General features: G+C 71.0%; 16 protein-coding genes. 7 read left to right on the top strand and 9 right to left on the bottom strand.

Annotation, left to right across the window (positions count from 1 at the left end; translation table 11 throughout):
• Positions 1-72 precede the first annotated feature (72 nt).
• From ACTFAP_RS28950 to ACTFAP_RS28915, 8 genes are all read right to left on the bottom strand, one after another.
• Positions 73-1,110, bottom strand: a complete 1,038-nt coding sequence (locus ACTFAP_RS28950) for a C40 family peptidase (protein ID WP_500469830.1) — start codon at positions 1,108-1,110, stop codon at positions 73-75.
• Entirely contained in the window at positions 1,107-3,725 is a 2,619-nt protein-coding gene (locus ACTFAP_RS28945; protein WP_500469828.1) for a hypothetical protein, read from the bottom strand. Before ACTFAP_RS28945 ends, ACTFAP_RS28950 begins: the two co-directional genes overlap by 4 nt.
• Positions 3,722-6,265: an ATP-binding protein gene (locus tag ACTFAP_RS28940; RefSeq protein ID WP_500469826.1), complete on the bottom strand. Its 2,544-nt coding sequence runs from the start codon at positions 6,263-6,265 to the stop codon at positions 3,722-3,724. Before ACTFAP_RS28940 ends, ACTFAP_RS28945 begins: the two co-directional genes overlap by 4 nt.
• Positions 6,262-6,831 (bottom strand): hypothetical protein, encoded by a 570-nt coding sequence (locus ACTFAP_RS28935; protein ID WP_500469824.1) that lies wholly within the window; start codon positions 6,829-6,831, stop codon positions 6,262-6,264. The genes ACTFAP_RS28940 and ACTFAP_RS28935 overlap by 4 nt, the downstream gene beginning before the upstream one ends.
• Entirely contained in the window at positions 6,828-7,130 is a 303-nt protein-coding gene (locus tag ACTFAP_RS28930; RefSeq protein WP_500469822.1) for a hypothetical protein, read from the bottom strand. The genes ACTFAP_RS28935 and ACTFAP_RS28930 overlap by 4 nt, the downstream gene beginning before the upstream one ends.
• On the bottom strand, positions 7,127-8,116 hold the full coding sequence (locus ACTFAP_RS28925) for a conjugal transfer protein (protein WP_500469821.1): 990 nt from the start codon (positions 8,114-8,116) through the stop codon (positions 7,127-7,129). Before ACTFAP_RS28925 ends, ACTFAP_RS28930 begins: the two co-directional genes overlap by 4 nt.
• Complete coding sequence (locus ACTFAP_RS28920; RefSeq protein WP_500469819.1) at positions 8,113-8,361, bottom strand: hypothetical protein; 249 nt, start codon at positions 8,359-8,361, stop codon at positions 8,113-8,115. The genes ACTFAP_RS28925 and ACTFAP_RS28920 overlap by 4 nt, the downstream gene beginning before the upstream one ends.
• Before the next feature lie 97 nt (positions 8,362-8,458).
• On the bottom strand, positions 8,459-9,337 hold the full coding sequence (locus ACTFAP_RS28915; protein WP_500469818.1) for a hypothetical protein: 879 nt from the start codon (positions 9,335-9,337) through the stop codon (positions 8,459-8,461).
• A 221-nt stretch (positions 9,338-9,558) separates the two neighbouring features.
• Between ACTFAP_RS28915 and ACTFAP_RS28910 the strand changes: the two genes are divergently transcribed.
• The 6 genes from ACTFAP_RS28910 (at position 9,559) to ACTFAP_RS28885 (ending at position 13,600) form a co-directional block, all read left to right on the top strand.
• Positions 9,559-9,975, top strand: coding sequence for a hypothetical protein (locus tag ACTFAP_RS28910; RefSeq protein WP_500469817.1), 417 nt, complete (start codon positions 9,559-9,561; stop codon positions 9,973-9,975).
• Between the two features lie 503 nt (positions 9,976-10,478).
• A complete protein-coding gene (locus ACTFAP_RS28905) occupies positions 10,479-11,720 on the top strand; it encodes a helix-turn-helix domain-containing protein (protein ID WP_500469816.1) in 1,242 nt (413 codons plus the stop codon).
• Between the two features lie 106 nt (positions 11,721-11,826).
• Complete coding sequence (locus ACTFAP_RS28900; protein WP_500469814.1) at positions 11,827-12,042, top strand: hypothetical protein; 216 nt, start codon at positions 11,827-11,829, stop codon at positions 12,040-12,042.
• Positions 12,042-12,287 carry a hypothetical protein gene (locus ACTFAP_RS28895; RefSeq protein ID WP_500469812.1) on the top strand — a complete coding sequence of 82 codons (246 nt, stop codon included), beginning with the start codon at positions 12,042-12,044 and terminating at the stop codon, positions 12,285-12,287. Before ACTFAP_RS28900 ends, ACTFAP_RS28895 begins: the two co-directional genes overlap by 1 nt.
• Positions 12,284-12,475: a hypothetical protein gene (locus ACTFAP_RS28890; protein WP_500469810.1), complete on the top strand. Its 192-nt coding sequence runs from the start codon at positions 12,284-12,286 to the stop codon at positions 12,473-12,475. The genes ACTFAP_RS28895 and ACTFAP_RS28890 overlap by 4 nt, the downstream gene beginning before the upstream one ends.
• Positions 12,476-12,643: 168 nt before the next feature.
• Positions 12,644-13,600, top strand: a complete 957-nt coding sequence (locus ACTFAP_RS28885) for a replication-relaxation family protein (protein WP_500469808.1) — start codon at positions 12,644-12,646, stop codon at positions 13,598-13,600.
• A 62-nt stretch (positions 13,601-13,662) separates the two neighbouring features.
• Here the strand turns inward: ACTFAP_RS28885 and ACTFAP_RS28880 are convergent, their stop codons facing one another.
• Entirely contained in the window at positions 13,663-14,769 is a 1,107-nt protein-coding gene (locus tag ACTFAP_RS28880; protein WP_500469807.1) for a hypothetical protein, read from the bottom strand.
• A gap of 465 nt (positions 14,770-15,234) precedes the next feature.
• On the opposite strand from ACTFAP_RS28880, the gene ACTFAP_RS28875 reads away from it, so the two are divergent.
• Entirely contained in the window at positions 15,235-17,250 is a 2,016-nt protein-coding gene (locus ACTFAP_RS28875) for a hypothetical protein (protein ID WP_500469805.1), read from the top strand.
• Positions 17,251-17,387: the final 137 nt, after the last annotated feature.

Here is a 17,387-nt window from a genome sequence, read left to right as displayed (position 1 = left end):
CCCGGCACCCGGGGTGAGAACTGGCCAGGATGGAACTCACAAGCCGTCCTGCCATCGGTATGGGCTCATCAGTCACAGGACGCGCCGGATGTCCCAGGTGAACCCGCTCCAGTAGCCGGCGAGCTCGACCTCCTCGACCGATTTTCCCGGGCGGGGGGCGTGGATCATCATCCCGCCGCCGGCGTAGATGCCGACGTGGCCCCAGTCGCCGTCGTTGTTGATGACGATGATGTCGCCGGGCATCATCTGCTCGGCCGTGACGCGCACACCCGCGCTCCGCTGGGTCTGAGAGGTGCGCGGCAGTTCGAGTCGTCCCCCCGTTGCCTGGAAGTAGGCGTAGACGACCAGGCCCGAGCAGTCGAAGCCGCCACCGGTGGGCCCGTCCTTGTCACCGCCTCCCCACACGTACGGTGCGCCGATCTGCTCGCGGGCCAGGCTGAGGACGGCGGCGGCCTGCGCGGTGACCGGGCCCTGCCCGTACGCCGGCGGGGGAGCGGCGAGCGTCTTCTCCAGGGCGCGGATGTTCCGCACGTAGTTGTAGGTCTCTCCGTTGCCCCAGGTCTTGGCGGGCACGCCCTGGTGGTTGATGACGGTGCCGGGGCCGGCGTTGTAGGCGGCGAGCATGTTGTCGATCGGGTCGCCGGGTACGTCGCGGACCATCCGGGCGACGGCGCAGTCGTAGATCGCGGCCGAGGGGATGGCGTCTTCCGGGTCGGTGGGGTCGGCGACGCCGTCGCCGTTGGCGTCGATGCCGTACTCCGCCCAGGTGCCGGGCAGGAATTGCGCGATGCCGATGGCCCCTGCCGTCGACAGCTGCCTGCCGCTGATGACGGCCGGGTTCCAGCCGGATTCCTGCTGCAGTTGGGCGGCGAGCCTCGGCGGGGTGAGGGTGGGGCAGTACGTGCCCCACTCCTCGATCAGCGTCCAGTAGGCGCGGGGGATGTCCGACCCTGGGGCGAGCATTCCGGCACCGGCGGCCGCGGCGGCGGCGCGCCGCTCTTCCTCCTGGCGCTGCGCCTCCTCGGCGAGTGCGCCGAGCGGACCCATCAGGATGAGGAGCAGGAGTGAGCAGCAGGCGGCGGCCGCCGCGGCCCAGGCGGTCCACTTCACGAGGACTTCCCGGGCTGGCCGCGACGGCGGGGATTGGGCTTGCGGGGCGCGGGAGTTGACCCGCGCACGTTCTTCCCTGGCGCCGGAGGCACCCCGCGCTCCGTACGGCGAGCTGAAGTGCTGGGCGTGGCGGGCGCCCCGGTGGTCTTGGCGGCGTGGCGTGCCCGGATCCGCGCGGCTCGCTGCCGCATGGCCGCCACCGAGGGCGGGACCTGCGCGGGCCCGGGGGCGGGCGGGGGAGTGGCCGGGGCGGTCACCCGGCCGGCGCGTGGTCCGCCGGTCCGGCGGGCCGGGCGTGATCCGGCGGGCACCCACAGGCGGCCCGCGGGCCGGGCCGGTGTGCCGTTCTTCTTGACCGCGGCGGCCTGGAGCGCGGCGATGCGCGCCCGCAGCCCTGCGGCGGTCGCGGGAACCCCGGCGGGGAGCCCGGTACGTGCGTGGGCGGCGATGTTGCGGGCGCCGGTGTTCAGTTGCTGCCGTCCGGCCTTGGTGAGTACGGCCCTCCCGGCGGTCGTGGCCGCGTCGGTGCCGATGCCGGCGCCGCGTGCCATCACCGCGCCGGTGCGACCGGTGTTCCGGGCCAGCCCGGCAACTGCCCGGCCCGGTGCGCGGACCAGGGAGCGGGCGGCGGTTGAGCCACCTCCGGTGACCGCGCCCAGGGCAACCGCGCCGGCGAGCGCGCCCATGCCCGCGCCCCGGCCGCCTCCACCACCCAGCCCGGCGATGGGCAGCGCGCGCAGCCCCGCGCCCATCCCCAGGGGCCGTGCGGCGGAGGTCGTGCCACCGCCGAGCGGGGAGAGGTTGAGCCGTTCCCTCGTGCGCTGCGCGAGGTTGCCGGCGGTGGCGGCGAGCCGTTTGCGGGCGGCGAATCCGGCGATGCAGGCCAGGTCGATGACGATGAAGCGGGTGGCCAGCCCTCCGGGGATCTCCGAGTCCGGCGCGCGGATGAGTTCGGTGATGATGACCACGAAGACGCCGAGCGCTCCGGCCGAGGCGAGCATGGTGAGCAGGCGGCGCAGGATCTCTGCCGCCCTGGCCAGCATCCACGCCCGGCCGATGCCCGGCAGTACACCCACCACCAGGGCGAGCTTGGCCAGGATCGCTTCGACGCCGAGCCAGAACTGCGCGGAGAGGAAGGTGGACACCAGCAGGAGCACGAACGCGGCGGCCAGCACGGCGGCGATCAGTGCGAAGAACGCGCCGCCCACCTTCTCCAGTGAGGCCCGCTTCGACGCCGAGCCGGCCACGCAGGACTCCTCGAAGTCGGCGATGGGACCGACGTTGAGAATCTCCTTCCACGCGTCGTCGATCCGTTCGTACATGACGTCGTTCGCGCCCCACTGCTCCCGGGTGTTGTCGCCGTGCCAGGACATGAAGTCGGCGAGGTAGCCGCCGACGCCGGGGATGCTCCGGACCGTGCTGTCGATCCAGTCACCGATGGGATCGTTCCCGTCCCGCTTCGATTCCAGGACCTCCTCGTAGACGCGCTGACGTACCTGCATGTCGCGGAACGCCACCTCGCACTCGCCCTCGAAGGTCTGGCCGTAGGACAGGAGCTGAGCGGGACGGGCGACGAAGGCGTCGACCAGGGCGTCGGTGATCGGCCGGCTCAGCTCGTGCGGGGCGTCGGGGAGATCGGGGGTGCGGCTGATGTCGACGCCGCGGTGGAAGTCCTGCTCCAGGGCGTGCTCTTCCTCGGGGGTGAGCGGCCGCTGGTCATCCAGAGGGCCGATCGTGACGCCGGCGATCTCGGTGGCCAGATCGCGGACCGTGCCGACGATTCCGTCGCGTTCGCTGAGCAGCAGGTCGGGCGGGGAAGCCAGCAGACCAACCGACAGGGCGGAGATCAGCAGGGCGGCAGCGGCCTCGCCCCATCCGCGCGACCGCGCGCCGAACAACACGTGCCAGGCGGCCACCAGCATGGCGATCGCCAGGAACAGGCCGGGCAGGCCCATCGCCACGAAAACGTTGGAGTGCAGCGAGGTGGCGACGGCGTGGACCGGCCGGAACAGCAGCGCCGCCAGGCTGAAGCTCAGAGCCCAGGCCAGGATCCAGCAGGTGAGGGAGATCGTCCACACGATGCCCGTGAAGCAGAGCTGGACCAGCAGATCCAGGACCGACAACTGCCAGTCCGTGACCCCGCCGGTGTCCGAGTACACCCGGTAGGAGCCGACCGGCGCGCCGTCGCGGTCCCGGACATCGAACGCGGACAGGACGCCCTTGTTGAGGGCGTCCGCCTCCCGCTGCTCGCGCACCAGCTCCTCGAACTGCTCCGCCGCGGACAGATCCTCGACTTCCTCGTCGGCAGGCCGGGGCTCGGGCGACGGCTCCGGCTGCCCGGACCCGCCCGACCCGCCCCCTGCTCCGCCCCCGTCTCCCCCGCCGGCAGCGGGGTCGTCCTCCCACGACCCGCCACCGGCGCCCCCGCCCTCCTCCTCCACCGAACTGGAAGAGCCCTCACCGCCCCCGGGATCCGCCCACGCCGTACCAGCCCCGGACAGCAGCACCGAGGTGACCGTGGACAGCAGCGCCAGCGTCACGATCGCCCGCCACGTCATCGACTGCCGGGCCGGACCCCACAGCCGTATCCACGCCGTACGCACCGCCCCGCTCACGCCGCTACCTCGACGCCGGAGTCCGGCTCGGAGTACATGGCGGACACGACCGGGTCGCCCAGCGGCGCCAGGATCTTCATCGCGCCGATCCGCCCGGCGAGATCCCGGTGCAGGCACTCGCCGGCGCGGACCTCGGCCTCGGCGGCCGGCAGGTTGGTGGGGGACAGGCCGGTGGTGACCAGCTGCACCAGGTCCTCGGTGACCGGCAGTCCCAGAAACCGCAGGCCCCGCTCGGCGAGCTCCACCGAGCTGTGCCGGAACAGGAACCGCCTCGGGATGAGCCCCAGCGCGACCTGCCCGAGCTGGGCACTGACCTGGAGGATGTCGTCGGCGTCGTGCGTACCCAGCAGCACCCCGGCGTTGTGCTTGCGTCCGTCCCGGATCAGCTCCACCAGCAGCCGCAGCCCCTCGGGGATGGACGCCACCCACCAGCACTCGTCCCACACCGCCACCGCGAACTCCGAGCGGTCCGCCATGCACACCTGCCGGCACAGCGCCGTGACCAGATACATCACGGCCTGGCCCAGGATCTTCTCCGCCGCCAGGTGTTCCCGCCCGCCCGCCAGGTCCTCGGGCATCGGCAGTTCCAGCGCCGACACCGCGAAGACGATCGAATCCGCATCGCCCACGCGCAGCGCGGGCAGCGACGCGTCGAACAGCAGCCGCTGCGTCAAATCCCGCCGCGCCACCGCCGCCAGCGACCGCGCCACCGCCCGGGCCGCCGCATCCGTACCGCCCGCCTCCTGCAGATGAGCCATCAGCCGCAGCAGCGAAGGACCCGGGGCGGCCAGCACCGCCGCGATCCCCTCCGACAGCGCGGAGGCCAGCTCCCCGGAGGACGGCACCCCCAGCAGGATCGACAGGAACGTCTCCCCCCGCCGCTGCGCTTCCTTCAGATCGGAGAACATGCGCAGCGGATCGAGACTGAACCCGGCGTCGGGGCCGATGACCACGGTCTGGGTGTCACCCGGGCACGTCGCCGCGAACGCGGCCCACTCGCGGCGCTCGGTCCGGTCCACGATGACCGCCCGCCCCCGCGACCCCGGGACACCCGACCTCCGGCCGGACGCCAGCACGTTGAACACCGCGGACTTGAGCGCGAACGTCTTACCAGAGCCGAGCTCCCCCACATACGCGGCCGACGCCGACTGCTGGCGGCGCGGCGCCATCCCCAGATCGCACAGCACCGGCCGCACCCCGCCCGACGTCGTCTGCAGACCGAGCAGCGGCCCAGCAGGGTCACCCAGCTCAACACCCGCCCACGGACCGGACATCGCGAAGTCCGCCGCCAGCTGGTACTGCCGGTACCGGCCCAGCACCTGCGGCGTACGGGTCCCCGGCAGCATCGCGTACCACAGCGCCTCCTGTTGGCCCACCGGCCGCGCCAGCTGGTACTCGCCCTCCGCCAGCATCCCGGTCAGCGCCCGGGCCCGGTCATCGGCCTCCCGCGCCGACTCCCCCCACACGCACATCGTCACCATGACCTGGACCTCGACCTCGGTCTGCGAGGCGGCCAGCCGCTGCTTGTACTCACGCAGCTCGGCGTCGGCCTCCGGGATCGCATCCGGCACACCCGTCGGCGAAGCGCCGTGCTGCCCCACCTGGTAAGCCAGCTCGTTCGCCTGCTGCTGCACGCCGCGCTGCGCCTTCGCACGCGGGACGACGTTCAGCCGCACCGCGTAGTCCACGGCGAAGTCGCACGCGTCCACGACCTGGAGATACTCCGAGCCGGGGAAACGGAAGGCCGCCGGCATCTCGGCCAGCGTGAGCAGCGACTGGTACGACGTCCCGTGCTCGGTCGCCACCTCCAGCCACCGGCGGCGGAACACGTCCGCGCCGGCCTCGACCCTGCCCCGCCCTTCCTGCGCCGGACCGCGCAGGCCGCCCTCGCGCAGCACGGCTTCCTCCAGTACCGCACCCGACCGTCCGCGCCCCAACCGCGACCCCACCGCATCGGGCAGGGCCCCGTCCCCGGCGCCGCGCCGCTGCGCGTGCCCCACCATCCACAGGATCTCGGCCTCCCGCGCCGGACGGACCTGCAGCCCAGCCGGCCATGTCGCCGCCATCCGCTGCGCCGCCTCCAGCGCCCGCAGCTCCTCATCGGCCGAGACCGGAGCGGGCAGCAGGCCCATCCGCGCGGCGACTTCGGCCCGCGCCGCAGAGAGTCCGTCGCGCACCATCTGCCACGGCGTCGCCGGCAGCGGCACCGCCAGCCAGTCCGTGCGCCCCGACAGCTCCACCTGTCCCAGCTCATCGAGCAGCCGGTCCACCACCGCCGCGTACCGGCCGGACTCCTCCAGCGCCACGCCCTGGATCATCCGGTCAGCAACCGCGCCCGGATCAGTGGGAGGACACAGCGACAGCAGCATCGCCTCGCCCCGCAACTGCTTGACCAGGCCCTCGATCACCCGCAGATGCTGCGTGCGCTGCCGGGTCGACACCAGGGCGAGCCCCGGGCCCTCGACCCGCCACACCGCCCATGCTCCGCCGTGCCCACTCCACATCACGTTCCCGGCCAGATGCCGCATCGGCGCCTTCACAGCCCGCCCCTCTCCTGCCGGCGGCGGGCCAGCGCCGCCTGGACCGGCGACAGCACCGGCCCGTTCTCCACCGCATCGGTCTCAACCACCGGCACCGCCGCCGAGCACGGCTGCTGGTCCTCGGGCACCGGGTCCTGCTCCTGGCCCTTGAGGACGTGCAGCGTGAGCACGCCGCCCGCCGATACCGGGCGGGGCCGCTTCACCGGCCGGCCCCGCATCCGGCCAGCGCCCGGGGCAGCCAGCAAACCGGCCGCGCCCGATACCGCCGCCCACGGCGAGCGCCCCTCACCCTGCAGGCGCCGCACCGCCAACCCGGCCCCGTACGGCACCCCCAGCAGCAGCACCAGATTCACCAGCAGCCCGAACCTGGCCCACACCCCGGGCGTGAACGCCATCACCGTGATGAGAGCGACCATCACTCCGGCCTGCGGCAGCGTGTACGGGCCGCCGATCAGGGGCTTGTCGCTGCCGGGCAGCCGCCCCACCATCCCGGGCAGACGCCGGGACCGGGTGAACGAGCGTCCCATCAGGCCCTCGCCGCCGGCGTCCTCCTGACTGCCGTTCACAGCTCGCCCCGCCCGGCCGGCCCCGCAGGACCCTCAACGACCTCGGCCGCGAAGTAGTCGCCGACGTCCTCGTTGATGCTGTCCCGCACGTTCTCCCGGTTGACCGCCAGCGACCACAGCAGGATCCCGGCGATCAGCGTCACCATCCCGGCCACCATGCTCCGGGTCTTCGCTCCCACGAACAGCGCCGCGGCCACCACGAGCAGCGAGAACAGCACGCCGTCGGCCAGCCCCGCCAGGTCCAGCCCCAGGTTCCCGAGGCCCTCGATAACCCCGGCCATCACCACACCGTTGCTCATCGCTCACTCCCAACCGTGTCCGAGCCCTGTGCGGGCTCCACCAACTGCGGGGCCGCTTCAAGCGCCCCGATCTCCCACCGGCCGTCCCGCTCCGTCAGGACCACCGCGTACGACAGCGGCCACGCCCGCCCCGAGGCCGACCGCGCCTGGACCTCCACCAGCAGCTGCTCCCGGGCCCCTGCCTGCAGTTGCAGGTCACCGCCCGGCTGTGCCGACACCGACGTCACCTCGACGTCGACGTACGGCGCCGGCCACACCGCGTGCGCGTCCTCACCGGGCGCCAGATAGCGGGAGACGTCCCCCACACCGGTCAGGTACGCGGAGAGGAAGTCATGCAGCGTGACCTGAGCCGGGTCACCGGCCTGCAGCGCGACCAGCTCGTAGTCCGCAGTCCGCTGACCGCCCGACGCCGGCGCCACGACCTCCGCCGGATACGCGGTGGCCTCCCAGCCGCCGTCATCAACCGCCGCCACCGGCACCCGGAAGTACCGCAGCTGCTCCGAGGTGATGACCTCGGAACCGTCGGGGGACGGCACCTCCTCGGCCACCCGCGCGCCGATCAGCACGGACCAGTACCCGCTGCCGACGGCCTCGGTGCTCACGACACCCGAGTGCCGCACCTCGACCGCGCCGCCGCCTCCACCAGCGGGCCGGGACCGCGCCTGCGGATAGAACTGCGCCAACTCCTCGCCGGCCGCCTGCGGATCGCCCTCCAGGAACGCCCGCAGGTACAGCTCACCGAACCCGGCCGGGCCGACCGGATCTCCCACCACGACATCCGCAGGGAGCGGCTCCGCCGCTACCGGGGCGGCCTCGGCCGGCTTCAGCAGCGCCACCACCGCCAGCAACGGCCCGGCGGCCACCAGCGCCCACACCCCCACCCGGGCCAGCAGCGCCACGTTCGCCCGGCCCCCGGTCGACGCCCGCCACACCAGATCCTCATCCGCCCCGGCCCGCGCGGCGCCGCGCCACCACCGCCCCCTCACGCCGCACCGGCCAGACGTGCGTCGACCGCGACCTGGGACAGGCGCGTGATCCGCCGCCGCAGATCCTCCGTCCCGCCCGCCATCGACCGGTACACCGTGGCCGCCTCCAGGGCCTGCGGCAGCCAGTCCTCCAGCCGCTGCACGGTCTCGTCGCTGAACGGGTCCATCACCAGCGCGACCGCCAGCCGCCCGGCCGCCCGGTGCGCACGCACCAACTGCGCCTCGTTCTCCGTCACCTCGGGCATGTATCGCTCCTCATCTCCGCATGGGTCCGTCGCTCGCCCGCCCAGGTCCGCCGAAGGCGCGTTTGTGACGCGCGAGGGGAAAGAGCGGGAAGTCTTGTCAGGCGATCTCGGCCAGGAACTCCGGCAGGGCGACCCGCAGCCGCTGCACGGCCCGGCTGCGCCGCTTCCTCAGCCGTGCGGGCTCGTTCACCCCGGGCCGCCGCAGCAGTCCCGCCTCGTGCTGGCTCTCGGCCATGTCCATCAGGTCCCGCGCGTCCTGGATGCTCACCACGTCGGCATCGACCGCCCACACCAGGAGGTCCAGCAGGTATCCGCGGCGGCCGGTGGCCTGTTCCCATCCCGGTTCCGAGATCAGCGACAGACCGGCAGCGTGGTCGGACAGCCAGGACTTCTCCGCCATCCGCTCCGGGGACATCTCCTCGTCGGCGAACTGCCAGTCCGGGTCCTGGCCCCAGCTGGCGGGCCGCTCGCGCGCCAGTTCGCGGGTGGCCAGGTGCAGGGTCTCCAGCGCCAGGTTGGCGGCGACCTTCACCGGCCGGCGCTCCAGCGGGTAGGACACGACGACCTGCCACAGGCCGGCGACCACGACCTGCGAGACGTCCTCCATCGCGCCGCTGTAGACGGCCAGGCGCTGAGCGGTGCGCACCGCCGCGGGCACCATCGCCTTCATGACGACCTGGGTGGCGAGTTCGGCGTCGGCGCCTTCACCGCCGGCACGGGCAAGGAGCGCACCGAGCCAGCGGTCGCTGTGCTCGCGGCTCTCCTGAGCCCTGTCGCGCGTCTTCAGGACGGCGAGGAGGCTGCTGATCCGCAGGGGGGCGAGGGTGTCCTCGATGGCTCTGGCATCCCGCAGCCATCGTGCGACGGTCCGCGCGGGTCCGGTGTGCTGGTCGAGCCGGTCCCACTCGGCATCCAGCAGTCGGAATGCGTCACGGGGTGCGCCTGTGGTGGTGCGGGAGATGAGCGACACGGGCATCTGCCTTTCGTTCAGATGCCGTCGATGCTCCGGATCAGGGGTTGTCCGCTGGCTCGCAGAATCCGGGGTTTTGCCTGGTGGGGGCTTGTCTCTTGTGGACGAGCCGCTCGTGGTGAAGCCCGAGGTGCAGCCTCTGCACCATTAAGAGTGTTGACTGTCGTCAGTCGACGCTCTTAATGTGTTCTCGGTCAGGCCACCACAGCCAACAACTGGAGGGCCCCATGCAGGAGAACACCACCACCATCGACGAGCGGACCGAGCGGACCGAGCGGACCGAGCGGACCGAGCGGACCGAGCGGGCCATCCGGGACGAGATGAACAGGGTGCTGATCGCCGCCACCGAAGCGCGCGCCGCGTCCATCCGCACCCTGGAGGACAACATCCGCCCCCTCACCCCGGCCTTCCACGAGCACCTCATGTACATCGAGCGGGCCGCCTCCCTGTGGGGCAAGGTCAGCCTCGCCAGCGACGAGGTGGGTCTGCTCGGCGCGGCCCAGCGCGCTCTGAAGTTCGCCACCGCGCAGCTGGTGGAGGCGCCGGAGAACACCTCGACCAGCGCGGTGGCCCGGGAGATGGACCGTTACAGGCGCGTGGTGGCACGAGAGTTCATCGCCTTCTGCGAGCTGCGCGGCATCTGAGCAGCCACCCAGAGCACGCAGGGGCCGGAGCCACCGAACGGTTCCGGCCCCTTCGCGTATCCGCACCCCTACTCGCACCCGGCAGCGGCCACCGCGCCCCCCGAAGACCTTCCCCGACCGCCAGTTGGCACCGCCAATCGGGCAAGGCACCCGCCAACGCCCACACCCGCACAGCCCTGCCAACCGCCCCGGCTTGACCACTCTCGCCCCCGGCCCTGACCTGGGCATACACCGCGACGACAAGCCCCTGGACTAGCCCGCACCAACGGGCACCACCAACCGAGAACCCAGCAGCACCCACGCCCACATCCCGCCAGCCCGGGGCCGCCCGCCAACCCGGCCCATCCAGACCCCGCAAGCGCGCCGATCCGCACAGCGAATCCGCACCGCGGATCGCCCCCGCCCCGCGTCGGCCACGCCCGCAGCGGGAATCCTCACGGTGACCGGGCGCGCGGAGCACCCGTTATCACCATGGCCCAACGAGCCAACCAGAGGCGATGACGATGACTGATCACGAGCACGGGTACGGGCTGACACCGGAAGCAACACCTGGCGAGCGACTGCAGTACTGGCGCGAACGCCGAGGACTGAGCCGCCCCGTCATGGGCGGACTCGTCGGAAGATCAGCGGACTGGGTGAAAAAGATTGAGCGCGGCGAGCGGCCGCTGCGCGCCCTCCCCATGGTCCTCACCCTGACCCGCGTGCTCGGGCTCACCGACATCCGGGACCTCATGGGCGGCGACACCAGCATCCCCGTCGATGACGGCGGCAAGACCACCCACCCCGCAGTCCCCGACCTGCGCCAGGCCGTGCACGCCCCCCTGTTCGGCCCGGCTGGGAAAGCCCAGGACATCGGCCAGCTCGCCGGCCGCGTCCGCCGCGCATGGCACATCTGGCACACCGCGCGCATGCAGCGCACCGACGTCGCCCGCCTGCTGCCCGACCTCATCGCCACCGCACACGCCACGATGCGCACCGCGGACGGCCCCGAGCGGCGCCGGGCGGCGGTCCTCACCGCCGAGGTCTACGCCCTGGCCCAGCAGTACGCGGCGCACATCGTCGAACCCGAGCTGTACTGGGTGATCGTCGACCGAGCCCGCACCCACGCGGAACAGGCCGATGACCCCGTGGCGCTCGGCGCCGCCGCCTGGATCGTCGCCAACGGCCTGCGAGCCGGCGGACACACCGAAGACGCACTGCGGATCGTGGCCGACGCCGCCCGCGTACTGCGCCCCCAACTCGAAGGCGGATCACCCCGGCTTCGCGCCACCCACGGCTCGCTATGCCTGAGCGCCGCCGTCACCGCCGCACAGGACGGACACGAAGGCGACGCATGGCGCTGGCACGGCGAGGCCGACCAGATCGCCCGCGCACTCCCCACCGGGTACGCACACCCCTGGACCGCGTTCGGCCCGGGCAACGTGGCCGTCCACGCGGTGACCATCGGCACCGACCTGCACACCCCGGGCATCGCACTCGCGCAGCTGGCGGAGACGGACATCGACTCGATCCCCTCCACCGAACGGCGCTCACGCCTCTACCTTGACGCAGCGCGCGGCGAGCAGCTGCGCCGAGAGCCGGCCGCAGCCCTGTACTACGCGCGGGCCGCCGTCGAGGCCAGTCCCGAAGCGGTCCGCTACGTTCCGTCGGGCCGGTCCCTGGTGCGCGCCCTGGCCCGGACCACCACCGGCCCGCTGTCCCGCGCCGCAGGGCAGCTCGCTGACGACCTCGGCGTCGCAGCCTGACCACCACTCACCCCGCCGGGTGACCACAGCGGGGCAGAACGTCCCCGGCCCGCACCGGGGACAGACTGTCCCCCTTCCCCCACAGAACCGCCCATACGGTCAATGAATGATCCCCAGAGCCGCGTACATCCCCGATCACGAGCTGCCGTGCAAGCCCGGAACCCTGGTGCACGACGCCCTCCACAACCGCCAGGGCGTCCTGATGGGCGGCCTCCTCGAAGAAGGCCCCGCAGGAGGGGAGATCCCCCGGCTGTACCTGCGGCCCGAACACGGCGGCACCGAGTGGAGCACCGACCCCGAAGCCGTTCGCGAGGTGCTGTGATGGACGCGCCGGCCCCCGCACACGGCGACGCCGTACGAGCCGGACAGATCGCCGCCCGCGCCCTGCAGGACGCTCTCGACCGCGTCGGCCTGGCACTGCCCGCCCTCATCGCCGGCGAACCCACGCCCAGCGGCCAGGCACAGATCCACCTCGGCGGATGCACGGCCGGCGCCGCGGCACGCCTCGCAGAAATCATCACCGCGGCCGCCGACGCCGACCCCGAACTGCGGGCGGCAAGCCGGTGATCGTCGCCTGCCTCATCGCCCCCGGCGACACCATCACCCTCGAGACGGGCCAGCACCTCGTCACCAGCGTCCGCCACGACCGCATGGTCACCGGCAGCCCGATCGTCGTCATCAAGTTCTCACCCGGCACCCCATCCCTGCGTGTACCCGCCGGCACCAAGCTGGACGCGAAGCGCGCCACCCGGTGACCAGCAGCCCATCCGGGAAGGCCCGCCACGGCGGTCACAATCACCGACCCGCACCCCCTTAGCGCGCGTGAGAGGACCTGCGAACCGCAGGCCCCGATCCGAAAAGGGGAGAAACCCGTGACAGGATTCGCGTCTTCGAGCCTGTACCCGCACCGCTCGACGTCTGGCATGCGCGAGCGCGCCCTGGCCGCACTCGGCATTCTGAAGATCGCGACCGCCGACCACATCACGGCTCTGATGTGGCCAACCGCCACCTCCACCAAGCCAGCCCGGATCGCCCTGCTGGATCTCGAAGTCCACCACCTCGCCGTGTCCGACGGCTCCTCCCGCCGCTCCTGGCCACGGGAATCAGCGGCGGCGGCCGGCCCCCGGGTGCAGAGCAAGAAGCTGTGGCGCCTCACACCCTCCGGACTCATGGCGGCCTCCGAAGTCCTGCCCACCGGCACACCCATGGGCAGCACCGCCCGCGGCGCCGGACGCAGCGGCGCACCCCACGCGATGATGGTCAACGACATCGTCGTCGCCTTCGCCCGGGGCTTCCGCGAGAGCGACGGCCTCGCGCAGGTCGAGGTGACCGACTGGCTGACCGAGGTTCAGCACCCGATCTTCGGCCGCGAGTCGGTGATCACGGACGCGGTGCTGCGGGCCCCGGAGGCCGGCCTCCCAGTGCTGATGGTCGAGGCCGACCGCGGCACCATGCCCCCGCCCCGGATCGCCGAGAAGATCAGCCGCTACCGGACCTACTACCGCCGCAAGGTGCGGCTGCCCGGTCACCGCCGCGAGACCCCGCTGTGGAGACTGACCTACCCCGCCGGCGAACGCGAGGGGTATCCCCCGGTGGCCCTGGTGTTCGCTGGCGCCGGACCCCGCGGCCTGGCCCAGCGCACCCGGGCCGTCGAAGAACTATCGCGCACCGTATGGGCGGGGCAAACCCAGACCACCTGGGGAGAGGGCATCTCCTACACCGACCACGAGGACACCGTCCCCGTCATCGCCACGACCTTGCCCCTGCTCACCGAACACGGCCCCCTCGGCCCGGTCTGGCGCCGCTACGGCCGATCCCAACTGCAGCCCCTCCTCGACGCCCTGGACAACCCGGACAGCCTCGCCCGGCAACGCCCCTGACCTGCACGTCAACCGGCCAGCAGGACGCCTGGTCTAGCCTTCGGAGAAGCCCGTCCGGCTGGTCAAGCCTTCGCGCCGGCGCCCTGCTGTCGCGAGAAACGGTTACTCCCCGACGGCTGCTTGAGCGGTGCAGTGAACGGCCTCAAGACCTCGCGAGCCTCCTCCGGAGTCATGGTGCCGTCCGCCAGGCCCTTGGCAACAAGCTCCTGCGCCTCTCGCCGGTCAGCGATCCTGCCGCGGATCTTGCGGATCCATACCGGGTTGTATCCGGTGAGCCGGCTGATCTCCGCGAGCGTGTCCGCCTCGCCGCGCTGATGCCCTCTGCGTGCCCGCTGCTTCGGCGGAGCGGGCACCAGTCGCTCAATCTCCTCGTAGACGCCTCTCAGGGCCCTCTGAACGCGCTCCTGGGCCTGCTGCAGGAGCGGCGCCTGGTCCTCGGCTCCGGAGACCTTCCACAGTCCACCGGCCGCGAGGAGCGTGAGCGCGTAAGTCACGGAGCTCTCCGCGCCCCAGTGCGTCTCCACCTCGGCGTGGACCAAGAGTTGAGCCGTGGTGCCGTCTGCTGCCGGCAGAACCCCGCCCGGCTCGGGCGTCTCCCCGTGCACGGCAACGGAGGTGATCCCCCGCAGGACTGCGTACGGAGCGAGGGCGATCGCCTGTACATCTGCCTCGGGAGCAAGCAGGCCGGAGAGGTCACCAGCGCCGGCCAGGTAGGCGTCCAGGAATGCCTGGAGGGTCGCCAGCGCCGGATCCTCGGCGGGCAGGTCGAACAACGTGTAGCCCAGCGCGGCGTAGTCATCGGCTGTCCGAGGCCGCGCCAGTTCACGCGCTCTGCGCAGCGCCGTTTCCCGGGTCAGGCGCCGCGGCGACTTGCCGTCCTGAACACGCTCCGCCCGGATCCCCTCCGGGCCGGTCGTGTTGTGCCGCAGCCAGGTGTCGCTGATCTCGAACTCCTCGGCCAGGGCCTTGGCGACGCCTCGGTCGGCCCCGGAGAGATGCTGGCCTCCGCCGGAAGGGGTGTCGGGCAGCGCATCGGTCAGGTTCTCCCACAGCCGGCGTTGCACCTTCTCCAGACGCTGGTCGGCGTCGCGGAGCTCCCGAATGCGGACCCGAAGTCCTGCGTAGCGGTCATCTCTGCTGGTCATACCGACCAGGATCTCAACCGCCATGCGTAAGACGCAAGTGAACTCTCCTAATGGGGCTTGCCCTGACCTGGGCTAGCCCTGAGCTGCACTTCCAGAACCACTTCCAGAACCACTTCCAAGACCACTTCCGGCAAGGCAAGGCGCGCGACAGCCATCGTCGCAGGTCAGGGGCTCAACCAAGGGGCCACGGGTTTCCTGACACCCCTATATGTGCTCAGCAGTTGAGTACATGTCGTGGTGCAGGGGGCCGGGCGGAGCGAACCTCGGACCAGGCGCCGAGGCCACTGAAGCAGGGCGTCCCGAGGGCGTGCCGCAGCGCGCGCCGGCCGCCCGTCCCAGGCGCCTCGCCAAGCATCCGACGCCCGTTGCAGAGCGTAGCGATGCTTCGGAAAGTGCCTCTGACCTGCAGAAATCTTCATCAAGAGACTTGACTTTCGACAGTCGACACTCTTAATGTTCTCTCACGAGCACAGCAGGCAGACGAGAAGGGTGAACCAGATGCTGGTGGAGACGATGAAGATGCGGCACGGAGGCGAGCGCGAGGTCATCAGCTCGGAGGACGGGCGCCTGCGGCTCACGCAGCCGTGCCCTCCGCCGTTCGAGGAGCGCGACCGCTACGTGGAGGCCGTGTTCAATCGGTACAACCAGTGGAAGGCTGACTTCACGAAGGCTGTCCAGGCGCAGGAGAAGGGTGCCCCGAAGTGGCGTCCGGCCAAGAAGCCGGCACACCCGAAGATCCGGCTTCCCAAGTCCCCGGACGCGCCCGGCTTCCAGCCGAAGGAGTTCGGGATCGGCGACTGGGTTCAGTGGAACGCTGGCGACGGCGAGACGCTCACCGGCTCCATCTGGTCGCAGGGCCCCAAGAACACCTTCTTCGTCGTGACGGACCGTTCGGCGATCACCGGTGAGTACCACGTGATGGAGCGCGAGAAGTCCTCCGGCAGCGGCGGCGGATACAGGGGCTGGATCGGCGGGGCGCCGGTCACCTCGCTGGCCGGACAGGCTCAGGAACAGACCCTGTTCGACATCGACCTGGAGATCGCGCCGAGCGCCAAGGTCTCCTCCCCCCCGCCCTCGTACGCCGCATGGCGCCCCTATGGGAAGGAATGGGAGAAGTGGCAGTACCCGCAGCGTCCGATCACTCTCGACATCTCCGAGAACAAGCCAGCGGCATGGGATGGCCACAAGTTCCCGCACTTTGAGGTCATGGCGGACGGAATTCCCTTCACGGTCAAGCTGGACTGGGACGACGAAACCCAGGAAGGAACATTCCGGCAGACCTACCAGCCTCTCGTGTGGAATGGCGAAGAATTGGTCAAGAATCTGGGCCTTTTCGTTTCGCGCCGGGCAATGCTGGAATCGATCGCACGGTATGCGCGCTCGGTCGATGAGACAGCCGAACGCCGAGTGTGGAAGAACCGGCGCTTTCAGAAGCTGACCTTCACCGAAGTCCGCATCTGCTGGAAGTGCTCAAACCCCGGGTACGGCAAGGAGAGGAAAGCCAGTCTGCTCGGCTCCCTCAACGGAGGCGAGGCCATGTGCTCGACCTGCCTGAACGCCACCCTGGAGGAGACCGAGGCGGAGCGGAGCAGCATCTCAGACATCCTCTCTGCGCAGCGTGTGCGTCAGGTCAGGACGGACCTCCTGGCTCACGAGAAGTCCGTCGCCGACTGGGAAGCCGCACGCCAACAGGAGCGCAGGAATGACCTCCCGAAGCTCCCCCTCCTGACTGACCTTCCCCCCGTCGACAGCGAGGAATGGGAGGTGAAGGCCTACTACGGCTGGTCGTGCAACGGTGAGGAGTACCAGCTGTCGGAGGCGGCCACCGGATTCACGTACGAGCTCTCGTGGGACGGTCATGCCATCGCCGAAGATCTGCCGATGGGCACAGCCAAGGAGGCTATGCGCACTCACGCACATGAGCTTGAGGCCCAGCGGCGCGCGGCGGCGCTGGAGAAGCGATCTGTCCGTCTTGCTCGGACTCAGGGCAAGGCAAGTCCCCCCGAGATCGAGGCGCATCAGGAAGGCGCAGAGTTCCAGGCAGAGGAAAACGAGCGGCCCGACATCGTTGCGGAAATGGAAACGAGCGGGAACGTCACCCACATCCCTGCCGAATTCCAGGGAAAGTCGATCGTGGAACTCCTGTCATTTCTCGATGAGGACTTGTGGTATTCAGTCCGGAGCCCCGAGGGAAATGTGGGACCGATGCGCTGGAACCTGATGGTGGCTCACGTAGTACATCTGGGGATCGAAAGGCTTGAATTCGAAGACACGCAGACCTGCCAGTTGCATCTGAGCTACTCCGGAAGCCATTGGTGCGTGAAATACCCCCACCCCAGCAAATGCCCTCACTCTACCCATGATGCATCGCGCCGCAGGGTGGAGCCACTGGGGAAGGATGGAATCCCCCGCACAGCCAGCGGCTCACCTGGCAAGCGATGCCCTGAGTGCCCTGAAGTCGTCATCGAGCAGGAGCCCTCCCCCTTCTACCCTCACAGGCAGTAGCGGGCATGCGGGCAGGCGGCCCCACCCCTGCCCGCATGCCCCGCCGACCACCCGGGAGTTGGCGCCCGACTAGGACGCCTGCCCGGGCGGTCGGACGCTTGACCTACGGAGCTTTAGAATTGCGGAGCAATTCTAAA

Source organism: Streptomyces sp. PH9007 (assembly GCF_059813725.1).
The sequence above is the reverse complement of the archived record's forward strand: the minus strand, read 5'-3'. Positions and strand labels throughout refer to the sequence as shown.

What these genes read in the sequence shown, in the direction of transcription:
- ACTFAP_RS28930 (WP_500469822.1), bottom strand. Translation starts at nt 7,130, where the DNA reads ATGAGCAACGGTGTGGTGATGGCCGGGGTTATCGAGGGCCTCGGGAAC.
- ACTFAP_RS28920 (WP_500469819.1), bottom strand. Translation starts at nt 8,361, where the DNA reads ATGCCCGAGGTGACGGAGAACGAGGCGCAGTTGGTGCGTGCGCACCGG.
- ACTFAP_RS28915 (WP_500469818.1), bottom strand. Translation starts at nt 9,337, where the DNA reads ATGCCCGTGTCGCTCATCTCCCGCACCACCACAGGCGCACCCCGTGAC.
- ACTFAP_RS28910 (WP_500469817.1), top strand. Translation starts at nt 9,559, where the DNA reads ATGCAGGAGAACACCACCACCATCGACGAGCGGACCGAGCGGACCGAG.
- ACTFAP_RS28905 (WP_500469816.1), top strand. Translation starts at nt 10,479, where the DNA reads ATGACTGATCACGAGCACGGGTACGGGCTGACACCGGAAGCAACACCT.
- ACTFAP_RS28900 (WP_500469814.1), top strand. Translation starts at nt 11,827, where the DNA reads ATGATCCCCAGAGCCGCGTACATCCCCGATCACGAGCTGCCGTGCAAG.
- ACTFAP_RS28895 (WP_500469812.1), top strand. Translation starts at nt 12,042, where the DNA reads ATGGACGCGCCGGCCCCCGCACACGGCGACGCCGTACGAGCCGGACAG.
- ACTFAP_RS28885 (WP_500469808.1), top strand. Translation starts at nt 12,644, where the DNA reads ATGCGCGAGCGCGCCCTGGCCGCACTCGGCATTCTGAAGATCGCGACC.
- ACTFAP_RS28880 (WP_500469807.1), bottom strand. Translation starts at nt 14,769, where the DNA reads ATGGCGGTTGAGATCCTGGTCGGTATGACCAGCAGAGATGACCGCTAC.